Source organism: Actinomadura sp. NPDC048032 (assembly GCF_040653175.1).
In the GTDB taxonomy this organism is placed as follows: domain Bacteria; phylum Actinomycetota; class Actinomycetes; order Streptosporangiales; family Streptosporangiaceae; genus Spirillospora; species Spirillospora verrucosospora.
The window spans coordinates 1-13,307 of sequence record NZ_JBEZJP010000211.1; the positions used below are offsets into that span (position 1 = coordinate 1).

Here is a 13,307-nt window from a genome sequence, read left to right on the forward strand (position 1 = left end):
GTCCCGCCCGCGAGGATGGCGCGGCCGCCGCGGACCTCGACGTCCATCAAGCGCGAGCTCGTGCTGGTCAAGGTGCGCGCCGATGCCGAGACCCCTCGTACATGAGCCGGCCGAGCCGCCGGCCCTCGCTGTGGTAGGTGGCGAGGGTGTCCTCGTTGTGGATCGCGTTGACGAGCCGCTCGTAGGCCGCGTGCAGCAGCGCCATGCCGGGCGCCTCGTAGATGCCGCGGCTCTTGGCCTCGATGACGCGGTTCTCGATCTGGTCGGACATCCCGAGACCGTGCCGCCCGCCGATGGCGTTGGCCTCCAGCACCAGGTCGACGGCGGACCCGAACTCCTTGCCGTTGATCGTCACCGGGCGGCCCTGCTCGAACCCGATCGTGACGTCCTCAGCGGCGATCTCCACGGCGGGGTCCCAGAACCGCACGCCCATGATCGGCTCGACGGTCTCGATGCCGGCGTCGAGGTGCTCCAGCGCCTTGGCCTCGTGGGTCGCGCCCCAGATGTTGGCGTCGGTGGAGTAGGCCTTCTCCGTGCTGTCCCGGTAGGGCAGGCCGCGGGACAGCAGCCACTGCGACATCTCCGTGCGGCCGCCGAGCTCGGTGACGAAGTCGGCGTCGAGCCAGGGCTTGTAGACCAGCAGGGACGGGTTGGCCAGCAGCCCGTAGCGGTAGAACCGCTCGATGTCGTTGCCCTTGAACGTCGAGCCGTCGCCCCAGATCTGGACGTCGTCCTCCAGCATGGCGCGGACGAGGAGCGTCCCCGTCACGGCTCGTCCGAGCGGCGTGGTGTTGAAGTAGCTGCGGCCGCCGGACCGGATGTGGAACGCGCCACACGCCAGGGCGGCGAGCCCCTCCTCCACGAGGGCGGCCCGGCAGTCGACCAGGCGCGCGACCTCCGCCCCGTACTTGGCCGCGCGGCCGGGCACGGAGGCGATGTCGGGCTCGTCGTACTGCCCGATGTCGGCGGTGTAGGCGCAGGGCACCGCGCCCTTGTCGCGCATCCACGCGACCGCCACCGAAGTGTCGAGGCCACCGGAGAAGGCGATCCCGACGCGCTCACCGACGGGCAGGGAGGTCAGCACTTTGGACATGAGCACAAGTATGCACGCTCCTGCATGAACATGCAACGCGCCCCCTCCGCCCGCCCGGTGGGGCGCGGACGGGCGGAGGGGGGCGGCCGCGGCCCCCGGCCGGCGAAAGCGGCCGCCGCATCTCTCCTCTCAGAAGGGCTTGACCAGCAGTCATCATGGTTCTTACCCGGTGAATCGCCCCCCACCTCCGCGGACGCCGCATCAGAACGACCCCAATGACATCGTTCAATCACTCGGCTCTGAGTTCGCACCGGTTTCGCATGTGGGGATCATTCGCCTTTCGCGGTTCTCCCCCTACCAGGCAGACCTCCGCGAACGCAAGCACGCGAAGCCGCACGGACCAAGACTCAATACGCGACGCGCCATTCGCCGCGCATTCGCTCCACCGAGAGGCCGATCCTCGCGGCCGGTTAATAATCATCGATCGTGGCATCAAGAGTTGCCGCGCAAGTTTCACTCACGCAATGGGGAATGACCGTAATGCGCCATTCCGAAACCCGAGAATGGCCGCTTGTGGCCGTTCGCCTTACTTTCTCCGCGACCTCGCGTTCCCTGGTTCATGGCGCTGCAGGAAGCCGGTCGCACGAGCGGATGAGACGGTTCTTCGCGGATCCGTTCGAATCCCGGCCCCACCCAGCGATCCCCAACGCGCCGACATCCGACGGAGAATTGTCCGGTTGCACCGGATTGCACGGAACGGAGGGAAACAAGATGGAGTCGGTTCGGCAAACAGGCGTTCACCGTCAAAGCAGCCGGAGGTACGCGGAACCCCTGCGTTGCGGGACGGCGGGGACGGGAAACCCGGGAGACCCGAAAGCGAAGTGTTTTCTAACGGCGCCGAGAGCTTTCCATCTGGCGGGCTCCCCGCTCTTCCAAAAGACGACCCGGTCACGGGAAGATTGGGGACGGTAACGAAGAGCAACCACACCGACGGAAGCTTGAACTGATCATGGATACGCCCGTCAACCCCGCTGACCAGGCGTTAGCCCGACTCCGCGAGGACTTCCAAGGCCACCGAATCTGGCGCGCCACGCGCTACGACGGAAGGCTCGGCGACTGGGTCGCCACGCTGCACGACCCAAAGGCCGGCATTGACCCGACCGTTATATGCAGCACCGCCGAAGAGCTTCGCAGGGTCCTCACCAACGAGCTCAGCCGCGCGGCCTGCCGCCCGACGCCCGACCCCCGCAAGTGGGTGCGCCGGTAATGGGGTGGATCGAACCGAAGAATCTGCACGCCGGGGCCTCGGCTTCCTCTATGACAAGCCACCTTGACCGACTTGCACATGAAGTCGTCCGGGAGGGCTGGAAGGCCGTGCCGCGCTACGAGGGGGCCCTCCCGCTCCTGCGCGTCTACGACCCGGCCGTCCCGGGGTTCGGGGAGAGCATCACGCTCGCCTCCGGATCGGCGTCCGACGCCTGGTGGTACCGGTCGAGCACCGGCGAGGACCTGGCCCCGCACACCAACCCGGCCGGCGCGGCGGAGCGGATCACCCGGATCCTCACCCCCTACGTGGCGGCGGCGCTCGCCGCCCGGGCGCGGCGTCCGGTGCGGGACGGCACCGCGCTGCCGATCCCGCCGCCCGACCCCGGCGCGCCCCACACGGACACGATCGCCTACCTCCGCGCCCGCTTCGGTGTCCTGTGCTGGTGGGGCACCCACACCAAGGAATGGTGGGCGCTCATCCCCTGTGCCGCGCAGTGGAGGCTCGTCAACGCGCCCGCCTCGGAGACCCTCGCCCAGGCCATCCTCGACGTCCACGCGCACAGTTAGAGCCCCGGGTGCCGGGGAGGCCGCTCCTCCCCGGCGCCCAGGTTCAGCTCGGGACGGATCCGTCGCGGTCCTTGAGGAGGGCTTTGTGGATCTTGCCTACGGGGGTCAGGGGGACGTCCGCGGTGATGACGAACTGGCGGGGCACCTTGTAGTCGGCCAGGCGGTCGCGGCAGTAGGCGGTCAGCTCGTCGGCGGTGGGGGGCTCGGCGCCCGGGCGCGGGACGACGTAGAAGCGGCCGACCTCGCCGAGGACCGCGTCGGGGACGCCGATCCCGGCGGCCATCGCGACCTTCGGGTGGGCGGTCAGGACGTTCTCGATCTCCACCGGGTAGACGTTGAAGCCGCCCTGGATGTACATCTCCTTCTTGCGCCCGCGCAGGACCAGGTGCCCGTCGGGCTCCATGGCGACCATGTCGCCGGTGGCGAGCCAGCCGTCCGGCAGGAACACCTCGGCGGTCTCGTCCGGCATGTCCCAGTAGCCGGCGGCGACGCAGGCGCCGCGGATCTGGAGCTCGCCGGTCTCGCCCGGCGGCAGCACCGTCCCGTCCGGGGCCGTCACGCGCGCCTCGAAGTCGCCGATGATCGCGCCGAGGGTCCGGGAGACGGTCTCGGGGTCGTCGTCCGTCGGGGACAGGACGCAGGCGCCCGAGGATTCGGACAGCCCGTAGAGACCGTAGAGAGGCGCGCCGGGGAAGCCTCGGCGGATCGCGTCGGCGAGCGCCGGCTCCACGTTGGAGCCCCCCGCCATGCACAGCCGGACGGACGAGACGTCGTGCTCGGCGAAGTCGGGGCGGCCGAGCATCAGCACGTACATCGTGGGGACGGCGCCGAGGAACGTCACCCGGTGGCGGTCGACGGCGCGCAGCGCGGCGTCCGGGGAGAACGCGGGCAGCAGCGCGACCGAGCCGCCGCTGACCAGGGCGGCCATGACGGTGCAGGTGATGCCGCCGACGTGGTTGAACGGGAGGTGGCCGAGCAGGACGTCCTCGCCGGTCATCCGGAAGTGGTCGGCCTGGGCCGAGGCCGAGGCCAGGATGCCGCGGTGGGTGATGACGGCGCCCTTGGGACGGCCCGTGGTGCCGGACGTGTAGAGGATCATCAGCGGGTCGCCCGGGCCGACCGCGGCGCGGGCCGCGGCCAGGGCCGGCGGGGCCGGGGTCGAGGCCAGGGCGTCGAAGCCCTCGCCGAAGTGCACGGCGGGAATGCCGGACGACGCGAAGTACGCGGCGAAGTCGAAGTCGGGGACGGCCTCGACGCCGACGACCAGCCGGGCGCCGCTCTGCCCGAGCATGTACGACAGCTCCCGCTCCCGGTAGCGGACGTTGAGCGGGACGACCACGGCGCCGATCCGGGCCGCGCCGAAGAACACCGCGAGCCACTGCGCGGTGTTGGGTCCGAGGAGCCCGATCCGGTCGCCGCGCCCGACGCCGCGGGCCAGCAGGCCCGCCGCGACACGGTCGACCAGCTCGTCGAACCCGGAGAACGTGATGGTGTCGTCGCCGTCGTGAAGGAACACCGCGTCCCGCGTCGCCGCGGCCTCCAGTGCCCCTCCGACCGTCACTGCCCGCATGTCGCCTTCCCTCTTCCCGGTGGCATTCGTCAGGGAGCGGTCGTGCACGCACACCTCAGGGCTTGCGGCCGACTCCGGCGTAGAACCAGATCGGCAGGGCCTCCTCCAGGGTGACCGGGCGTTCGGGCCGCCACAGCGGCGCCCACACCAGGCCGGGGTCCACCAGTTCGAAGTCGCCGAACAGGCCGGTCACCTGCTCCAGGCTGCGCGGGGTGCCGGGCGCGTTCGTCCTCTTGTAGACCTCGACGACCTTCGCCACGATGTCGGGCACGCCGTCGGCGGAGGCGTGGGTGATCGCCATGTGGCTGCCGGGGGCGAGCGCCTCGCGCAGTTCGGCCATGACGCCGGGCGGGTCGTCCTCGTCCGGGATGAAGTGCAGGGTGGCGATCGTCAGCAGCGCGACCGGCTTCCCGAAGTCCAGCAGCCGGGTGATCTCGGGATGCTCCAGGATCTCGCGGGGGCGGCGGATGTCGGCCTGGACCATCCGGGTGCCGGGCGAGTCCGCGAGGATCGCCCGCCCGTGCGCGACGACCTGGCCGTCGTAGTCGACGTAGGCGACGCGGGCGGCGGGGTTCACCGACTGGGCGATCTGGTGGACGTTCTGCTGGGTGGGGAGCCCGGTGCCGATGTCGAGGAACTGGTCGATGCCCTGCTCGGCCATGTACCGGACGGCGCGCCCCATGAACGCCCGGTTCTCCTTGATCAGGGTGATCAGGGTGGGGTCGGCGGCCTTGGCCTCCTCGGCGCGGAGGCGGTCGGCCTCGTAGTGGTCCTTGCCGCCGAGGTAGTAGTCGTACATGCGAGCGATGTTCGGCACGCTCGGGTCGAATCCGCCTGGCCCAAACCGCTCGCCTGCCACCGTGCCTCCCTGCCGGCCGCCCACGCTGATCATCTTCGCGCCCCACTCTACGGGCTGGGATCGCGCCGCCGGACCGGTCCACGAGAACGACCGATCACGATTCGGTCCGGCGTACGCGACCCGCCCGTGCGGCCGCGAGGGCGCCCTCCAGCCGCCGCCGCCCAGAGCGAGGACGCCGGTCATCTGCTTCTCGCTCGGCGGTGCGACATCGCCGTGGTCATTCCGAGCGAGCAGACCCCGGCCCCGGACGACGCGCGGTTCGCGCAGTGGCCCGTGCTCGACGAGCCGCAGGACCTGCTCGTCCCGGCCGGGCACCCGCTCGCCGCGCGCGGGGCGGTCGGGCTCGCCGACGCGGGGCGCCTACCTCGGGTACGTCGGACGTACCAGAAAGTAGCGTGCCATACTGGGCGATTCCTCGCGGCGGCCGCGCGTCACCGCTCGGATGTCAGGTGAATGGAGAAGCCATGCCCTTCCCCGCGGGGCACGAGCCGCTGGCCTTCGATCCGACGGCGCCCAACGAGAGCCGGATGCACGACTACTTCCTCGGCGGCAAGGACAACTACGCCGCGGACCGGCAGGCGGCGCTCCAGGCGATCGAACTCGCGCCGGAACTGCCGGTCCTGGCCCGCGAAGGGCGCAAGTTCCTGGACCGCGTCGTCCGGTTCCTCGCCGCCGCCGGGGTCCGCCAGTTCCTCGACATCGGCACCGGCCTGCCCACCCAGGGAAGCGTGCACCAGATCGCTCAGGCGGTGGCGCCCGACTGCCGGGTCGTCTACGTGGACAACGACCCCGTGGTGCGCGTCCACGCGCAGGCGCTGCTGGGAGGCGACCCCCGCACCGCGGTCGTCGAGGCCGACATGCGGGACGCCGAAGGCATCGCGCGCCACCCCGACCTGCGCCGCCTGATCGACCTCGACCAGCCGACGGCGCTGCTGTTCTTCCACGTGCTCTACACCATCCCCGACGACGAGGAGGTGGCGGGGAGCGTCCGGCGGCTGAGCGACCTGATGGCGCCGGGCAGCCACATCGCGATCTCGCATCCGGTCAGCGACCTGTGCCCGGAGGTCACCGCCAGGCTCGCCTTCCTCTACCAGCAGGAGACCCACGCGATCCGCGGCACGCCGCGCTCGAACATCCGGACCAGGGCCGAGGTGGAGAAGCTCTTCTCCGGTTGGGACCTGATCGAGCCCGGCGTCGTCTACCTGCCCCTGTGGCGTCCCGAGCACGAGACCATCGAGTCGTCCAGGCCGATCTGGAGCGTCGGGGGCGTCGGGCGCAAACCCTGAACGCCCGTCACCCGGCGGGGGCGCCGTAGACGCTCACCTCCGTGAGGTGGAAGGTGAGGTTGGCGGTGTTGCCGGATCCGACCACCCGGATGTAGCGGGCCCTGGCCTCGGTGGCCATGGTGTCGCCCGCGTCGGCGGCGGGGCGCGGCCCGTTGCGCCCGCCGAGTGTGAACCAGTGGTCGCCGTCGAGGCTGCCCTCCAGGCGGTAGGTGTAGAAGCGGGTCCCGTCGACGTAGTTGCGGACGTTGACGCGCGAGACGTCGTCGACGGCGCCGAGGTCGACCCGCCACCAGGTCTCGCCGTAGGTCATCTGACCGCCCCAGTAGGGCGAGTTGGCGCGGCTGCCGTCGTTGGCGGCCTCCGGCGGCCGGCCGGGCTCGGAGGACAGCGCCGTCACCGGCTTGCGGAGGCTTTGCAGCGGGTCGTCCGACCCGTTGCGGGACGTGTCGGGCGAGGCGGCGATGCCGCCGTCGAACCGGGCGATCGCCTCCTGCGCCGTGTGGGCGTTCACCGCGCTGACGAACATCCCGACGTCCTGGGCGCCCGCCGAGCCGGGGACCGTGCCGGAGCCGACCACGGCCCAGTTCACGCCGTCGGAGCTGCACGATCCGGACATCCGGTCGCCGTCCCTGCGCAGCCGCACGCGGACCTCGCCCGCGGTGAACCCGCCGACCTCGGTGTAGTGGTCGAGCCGGCCGTCGCCGTCGGCGTCGTAGGAGAAGACGCACCCGTGCGCGGGCGTCACGGCGATGGCGGCGTACCCGGCGGACCCGGTCCGGGCCAGGTCGTCGCTCGCGACCAGTCCGGCCCGCGTCCAGCCGGACGACCCGTCCAACTCGGTCACCTTCGTGGAGACCGCGTGCCCCGGGGCCAGCCCGTCGTCCTCGTAGACGGTCGCGAACTCGTTGGTGTCGCCCCACATGTCCTTGCCGCCCGCGGCGATGCCGACCGTGTCGCCGGACCGCGCGAACTCGGCCGCGGTCGAGGCGGAGGTCCTGTAGGGCTCCCCCACCGCGCCGCCGCCGACCATGAGGAGGGAGTGCGCGCTCGCCTGCTCGGAGTCGCCTCCGGCGGCGCGCCACGAGACCGTGGCGTCCAGGCCCGGGAGGGCGCCGGGCTCCGCGTCCGCGGGTGCGGTCACCGTCCAGGTCGCGGTGGCGGTCGCGCCCGGGGCGACGTCGCCGGCCGGGCCGGACGTCGCCGTGATCTTGTACCCCTCGGGCGCGGCCAGCCCGAAGCGCACCCCGCGGGCCTCGCCGAGCGCCGACTCGTTGGTGAACGTCGCGGTCACGCGGACGGCGCCGCCCGGCCGGACGCCCTTGCGGTCGGCGGCGAGGGCCAGCGCGCCCGCCGGTTCCTCGGCCACCCGCCGCGCCAGCCGGTGGGCGTCGCCGCGCGGCTCGGCGGCGTAGCGGGTGCCCGCGCGCGCCCAGCGCTCGGCGACGGCGCGCCAGTCGATCCGCCGCGGCTCGGCGCCGGTCCTCATCGCGCGCCCGAGCTCGTCGAAGAACAGCTTCCAGCGCTCGGCGTAGTAGCCGCCGACCAGCCCGTTGAACTCGCGGCGCGCGTAGTCCTGGAGGCCGGGGCTGTCGCTCTCCCACAGCGTGACCAGCGACTTGAGGTTGTAGTCGAGGGTCCGCGCCTCCCGGGGGTCCGCCGCCTGCCGGGCCGCCTCGCGCTGCCAGGTCCCGAGGAGGAAGTGCGGGTCGGCGCCGAGGACGTCGTCCATGAGGCGGATCTCGCTCGTCCACCGGGCGGTGAGCCGCGCGAACGCGGTGCGGTCGCCGTCCCGGTAGGCGGCGCGGATCTTCGGCAGGAGCAGCCGGCCGCGGTTCGCCAGCACCTGCCTGGCGACGTCCACGAGGTCGTAGCGGTACGCGCCGGAGCGCCGCAGGCGCGGATCGACGTCGAGCAGTTCGCGCAGGGCCTTCTCGAACTCGCCCGGATCGTACTGGAGCGGCGTCCCGGTGGTGGTGAGGCTCGGCTGGTCGTCGAACAGGCCGGTCACGTGCCGGGTGTCCTTGCCCGCGGGCCACGCGTAGGCGGTCCGGCCGATGATCCGCCAGGCCGCGAGCGCGTGCGGGTCGGCGGCGCCGTACCGGGCCGTGGCGTACTCGTCGAACCATGCGTCCACGTCGACCGGGCCGTCCCGCCACGGCATGTCGGCGAAGAACGCGACCGCCGCAGGGTTGTTGTCGATGGCCTCGGGCATCAGCGCGATGCCGTTCATGGCCGTGCCCCGCCTGGCGCGCCAGGCGTGGAACTTCTCGTTCCACACGGTGAGGCCCGCGCCGAAGTTCTGGTGGCCGCCGAAGTTCCAGATGGTGCCGAACGCGTACTGCGTGCCGAGGAAGTCCTTGTCGCGGTCGGTCACCCCGGGCTGCTCGGTGATGCCGTCCACGATGAACATCCGCGAGCGGTCGACCGCCTGGAGGGTCTCCGCGCGGGGGTTGTTCTGCCAGCCGAGGATCACCCAGGTCGCGCCGGGATGCGCGGCTTCGAGGGCGTCCTGCACGGCCCGGGACGCCTCGGGCACCGGCACGGACCCGGCCCGCCCGCCCTCGTGCAGCAGGTCCATCTTGTACATCGTGCTCGCCCCGTACATCTGGGTCTGCGCCTTGTAGAAGGCCGCCGCGACCTTGCCGAACTCGGGCCCGGTCGGGTCGAGCCAGTCGGGGCGCTCCAGGCCGTTCCAGGTGCCCTGCGGGACCGTGTTCGCCCCCGGGTTGCGAGTCTCGAAGTCGGTCGGGACGGTGCCGTAGTAGCCGGGCAGCACCGGCGTCATGCCCAGCTCGCGCAGCCGGTCGACCATGCGCCGCGCGAGCGCCGCGCGCCGGTCGATCAGCTGCTGGGAGATCGGCGAGTCGGTGCAGCACATGTTCTGCAGCAGCCACCACGCCTGGTGGCCCGGCTGCGGGATCCAGGCGCGCATGTCCGCCGCGCTGTAGCCGAACTGCTGGAACGTCCGCTGGTAGACCGCGTCCTGCCCCTCGTACACCAGGACCTCGTTGATGCCGAGCAGCGCGAGCGCGTCGATGCGGCGCTCCCACTCCTCCCAGCTCAGGTACGCGCCGGCGTATCCCTCGTTGGTGTCGTTGAGCGCGAACCGGTGCGCGACCGAGGAGTCCGCCTCGATCGGCGCGGAGGGCAGGGGCAGCCGCCCGGGCAGGTCGAGCTGCGTCCCGCCGATCGCGACGTTCGCGTGCGCGACCTCCCGCAGGTAGCGGCCGAACCCGGTGAGCTGGACGGCCGGGGTGGTGCCCGCGACGACCAGGCGACCGTCCTCGGCGGAGACCCTGAAGCGGTCGGGGCCGGAGCCCTTGGGGAGCGTCCGCAGCACGACCTGGGCGGCCCTGCCCCGGCCGAGGAGCCGCTCCAGCGCGCGGGCGGCGGGTCCCGTGGCGGGGGCCGCCGGCTCCGCGCCGCGCGCCGCCGCCGGGGCCACCGCGGTCAGCGGGAGCGCGAGCAGTGCGGCCAGCATGACGATGGCCGACCGCATGCGGCCATCGGCTTCCCTCCGTCGGCCCGGGACCATGGCGGACACCTCCACCGCGAGGTTTGTTAAGCTCGTTGAAAAACTGGAGCGGCCTTCATCATGAGGGCGCCGGGGCCCTCGGTCAAGGGTCCGTCCGCGATCTTCTGGAGGGGCATGGGAGAGGATCGCGCGGTCGGCACCCCGGTGCTGCGCCGCCTCAACACCGCCGCCGTCCTGCGCGCGGTGCGCGGGCGCGCGCCCGATCCGCTGCGCCTCGCCGAACTCGTCGAGCTCACCGGGCTCACCCGCCCCACCGTGGGGCAGGCGGTGGACGACCTGGTCGAGGCGGGCTGGCTCCAGCAGCACGACCCGGCGGCCGCCTCGCGGCACGGCGGCCGCCCCGCCGTGCGCGTCTCGCTGCGGGGACGCGCCGCGCCCGTGCTGGGGCTCGACGTCGGCCCCCACACGGTCAGCGCGGGGGTGAGCGACCTCGCCGCCCGGCGCCTGGCGGCCGTGCGCCGCCCGGTGGGGCGGAGCGAGGCCGGCCACCTCCTGCGCGCCGTCGACGAGGTGGTAGGGCGCGCTCTGGGCGAGGCCGGCCTCGGCGCGGACGAGATCGCCGGCGTGGTGGCCGCCACCCCGGGCATCGTCGACCCCGGTGCCGGACGCGTCCTGCTGGCGCCGAGCGTCCCGGGCTGGACGTCGGTCGACCTCGCCGGCCACCTGCGCGACCGCTTCCCGTGCCCCGTCCAGGTGGAGAACGACGCCAACCTCGCCGCCCTGGCCGTCGCCGGGGAGCGCGGGACCCTGCTGGCCGTGCAGTGGGGCGAGCGCCTCGGCGCCGGCGTCGTGATCGACGGCCGCCTCCACCGCGGCTCGGGCGCCGCCGGGGAGATCGGCTTCATCCGCCCGCCCGGACGCGTCCCGGAGACCGGCGACGGGCGGGGGCCGCTGGAGCGCACCATCGGCGCCGAGGCCATCGCCGCGCGGGCCCGCCGCGCCGCCCGCCGCCACCCCGAGTCCGCCCTGCGGCACGGCGAGCCCGACGCCGCCTCCGTCTTCGCCGCCGCCGCGGCCGGCGACGCCGCCGCCCAGCGGGTCGTGGAGGCCGTGGCCGCGACCTTCGCGCAGGCGATCGCGCCCGCCGTGCTCGTCCTCGACCCCGACGCCGTCGTGATCGGCGGCGGCGTCGCCCGCGCCGGGCCCGTCCTGCTCACCGCGATCAACCGGCACCTCACCGAGCTGACCCTGACCCCGCCCGCCGTGGAGTTCTCCGGCCTCGCCGAGGACACCGTCCTCACCGGCGCCCTGCACCTGGCCCTCGACGAGGTCTGGCGCCGCCTCACCGTCTGAGACGCGAAAGATCGCCTGGAGCGCCGCGCGGCCGCCACAGGGAAAACCGGTAGCGCCCGGAGACCCGGACGGGCGCGGGCCGGCGCGGCCCCGCCCACGTGACGCGGCTCCCGAACGCCGCGCCCGCCGTTCGACCGTCCGGGCGTCCGCTAATAATTCATATAGCGAATTGCTCGACGGGCGAGGCCATTCACGGGAAGCCGATTTTCCGGCGCGCGAACGGCGGCGCATTGGCCCCGGCGCCGAGCGGGGCGCCGCCGTACGAATATGCTCCACCCGATCGGCCTCCGAACCATTGAGCGCGGATGACAATGCGCTACGCTCAACAGTGAATGCTTTGTAGCCGTTCGGTGCGGGCGGGGGTTGCCACGTGGGCTTTCCAGAGACCCGAAGAGTCGTCGTCGTCGGAGCGGGCTTAGCCGGAACCGCCACCGCCATACGTCTCATGCAGTTCGCCCGGGAACCTTTACAAGTGGTGCTGATAGAGCGGCGGCCCGAATATCGCAGTGCGGGCGTGGCCTATCATCCTTCGGGCAACCACTGGCATCACGTCTTCAATATTCAGGCGGGCCGGATGTCGATGTTCCGGGAGGACGTCGACGATTTCGTGGACTGGGCCAACACCGAGGCCGACCGGACCGGCTGGCCCCCGAGGTGGAGCGGCTTCACCTTCACCGAGTCCGGGCCGGCGCCCCGCAGGCTCTACGCCGACTACCTGAGCACGCGCCTGGCCGAGGCCGCGCGCGAGGCGTCGGACGGCGTGGAGCTGCTCGAAGTCGACGGCGAGGCGGTCGACATGACGGTCCGCACCGAGGGCGGCGCCGACCGCGTGCGCGTCGTCGTCGAGAGGCGCTCCTCGCCCCGGACCGGCGCCGGGCCCGAACCGCTGACGATCGAGGCCGACCACGCCGTCCTCGCCACGGGGCTGGAAGAGCGGGAGCTCCCGTTCGCCGCCGGCGTCGAGGACCACCCCTGCTTCGTCCGGCATCCGTACTCCGAGCAGGGCATCGAGCGGATCCTCGGCGTGCGGCGGGACGCCGAGGTCGCCATCATCGGCACGCTGCTGAGCGCGTACGACTCGGCGTCGCTCCTGCTGCGGCACGGCCACACCGGGAAGATCCACATGATCTCCCGTTCCGGGCTGACGCTGCGCACCTATCCCTCCGACCACCGGCACCACGTCCTCGACCTGCCGGCCCCGCGGCTGCACGCCGACGGCTACGAGGGGTGCGACGAGCTCGTCCGGCTCTTCAGGGACGAGTGGGAACGCGCCCGCGCCCACGTCGCCCGGCGGCACCCCGGCGTGCCGCCCGCGGTCGTGAGCGAGCGCATCGCCAAGTCCTGGGAGCCCCACCTGCCCGAGGTCCTCGCCCGGGTCCCCTCGGCCGATCTCCGCGCGCTCCTCGACCGGTACGCGAGCCTGCTGGCCACACTGCGCGTCGGCGCCGTGCCCGACATCACCGAGTTCGTCGACGCCGCGATGGCGGAGGGCGGTCAGGTCGTCCTCACGACCGGCGCCGTCCGCTCGATCACCGCCACCGAGGCCGGCGCCCTGCGGGTGGCGGAGTCCGGGCCCGCGCCGGCGCGGACGGTCGAGGCGGACCTGGTGATCTCCAACTTCGGTCGGGAGACCGACTACGGGCGGGTCGGCTCGGCGCTCTGGAGGAACCTGCTGCGCAGGGGGCTCGCGGTGCGGCACCGGCGGACCGGGCGCGGCGTCGAGGTGGACGGCCACGGCTTCCTGCTCGGACCGGCCGGCGTGCGCACCGCCCCGATCACCGTGGTCGGCTGCCCCCGGGAGGGCGTCGATCTCATGAACCCAGACGGAGCCGCCGTCTCCTTCGGGACCGGTGGCGACCAAAACCTCGGAGGATCGCAACCGGGCAAGCGCTTGACTT

8 protein-coding genes and 1 pseudogene are annotated in these 13,307 nt (G+C 72.7%); 5 read left to right on the forward strand and 4 right to left on the reverse strand.

Annotated elements, in window-relative coordinates; genetic code table 11:
* Nucleotides 1-91 precede the first annotated feature (91 nt).
* Nucleotides 92-1,093, reverse strand: a pseudogene (gene argG / locus AB0C69_RS24925) (argininosuccinate synthase); the annotation flags it as partial.
* Between the two features lie 1,257 nt (nt 1,094-2,350).
* Between argG and AB0C69_RS24930 the strand changes: the two are divergent.
* Nucleotides 2,351-2,866, forward strand: coding sequence for a hypothetical protein (locus tag AB0C69_RS24930; protein ID WP_360357478.1), 516 nt, complete (start codon nt 2,351-2,353; stop codon nt 2,864-2,866).
* A 43-nt stretch (nt 2,867-2,909) separates the two neighbouring features.
* On the opposite strand, the gene AB0C69_RS24935 is transcribed toward AB0C69_RS24930, so the two are convergent.
* Nucleotides 2,910-4,436 (reverse strand): AMP-binding protein, encoded by a 1,527-nt coding sequence (locus AB0C69_RS24935; RefSeq protein WP_360357480.1) that lies wholly within the window; start codon nt 4,434-4,436, stop codon nt 2,910-2,912.
* A gap of 55 nt (nt 4,437-4,491) precedes the next feature.
* Complete coding sequence (locus tag AB0C69_RS24940; protein WP_360357483.1) at nt 4,492-5,478, reverse strand: SAM-dependent methyltransferase; 987 nt, start codon at nt 5,476-5,478, stop codon at nt 4,492-4,494.
* Here AB0C69_RS24940 and AB0C69_RS24945 point away from each other — a divergent pair.
* Together AB0C69_RS24945 and AB0C69_RS24950 are read left to right on the forward strand one after the other, a co-directional pair.
* Complete coding sequence (locus AB0C69_RS24945) at nt 5,422-5,748, forward strand: LysR substrate-binding domain-containing protein (protein WP_360357486.1); 327 nt, start codon at nt 5,422-5,424, stop codon at nt 5,746-5,748. The genes AB0C69_RS24940 and AB0C69_RS24945 overlap by 57 nt on opposite strands.
* A gap of 11 nt (nt 5,749-5,759) precedes the next feature.
* Entirely contained in the window at nt 5,760-6,581 is an 822-nt protein-coding gene (locus tag AB0C69_RS24950) for an SAM-dependent methyltransferase (RefSeq protein WP_360357488.1), read from the forward strand.
* Between the two features lie 7 nt (nt 6,582-6,588).
* Here the strand turns inward: AB0C69_RS24950 and AB0C69_RS24955 are convergent, their stop codons facing one another.
* Nucleotides 6,589-10,080 (reverse strand): alpha-N-acetylglucosaminidase TIM-barrel domain-containing protein, encoded by a 3,492-nt coding sequence (locus tag AB0C69_RS24955; RefSeq protein ID WP_360357491.1) that lies wholly within the window; start codon nt 10,078-10,080, stop codon nt 6,589-6,591.
* Nucleotides 10,081-10,230: 150 nt separating this feature from the next.
* Between AB0C69_RS24955 and AB0C69_RS24960 the strand changes: the two genes are divergently transcribed.
* Both AB0C69_RS24960 and AB0C69_RS24965 read left to right on the forward strand, forming a co-directional pair.
* On the forward strand, nt 10,231-11,409 hold the full coding sequence (locus tag AB0C69_RS24960) for an ROK family transcriptional regulator (protein WP_360357494.1): 1,179 nt from the start codon (nt 10,231-10,233) through the stop codon (nt 11,407-11,409).
* Nucleotides 11,410-11,779: 370 nt separating this feature from the next.
* Nucleotides 11,780-13,307: FAD-dependent oxidoreductase (locus AB0C69_RS24965; RefSeq protein ID WP_360357497.1), on the forward strand; the 1,528-nt coding region annotated here is incomplete at its 3' end.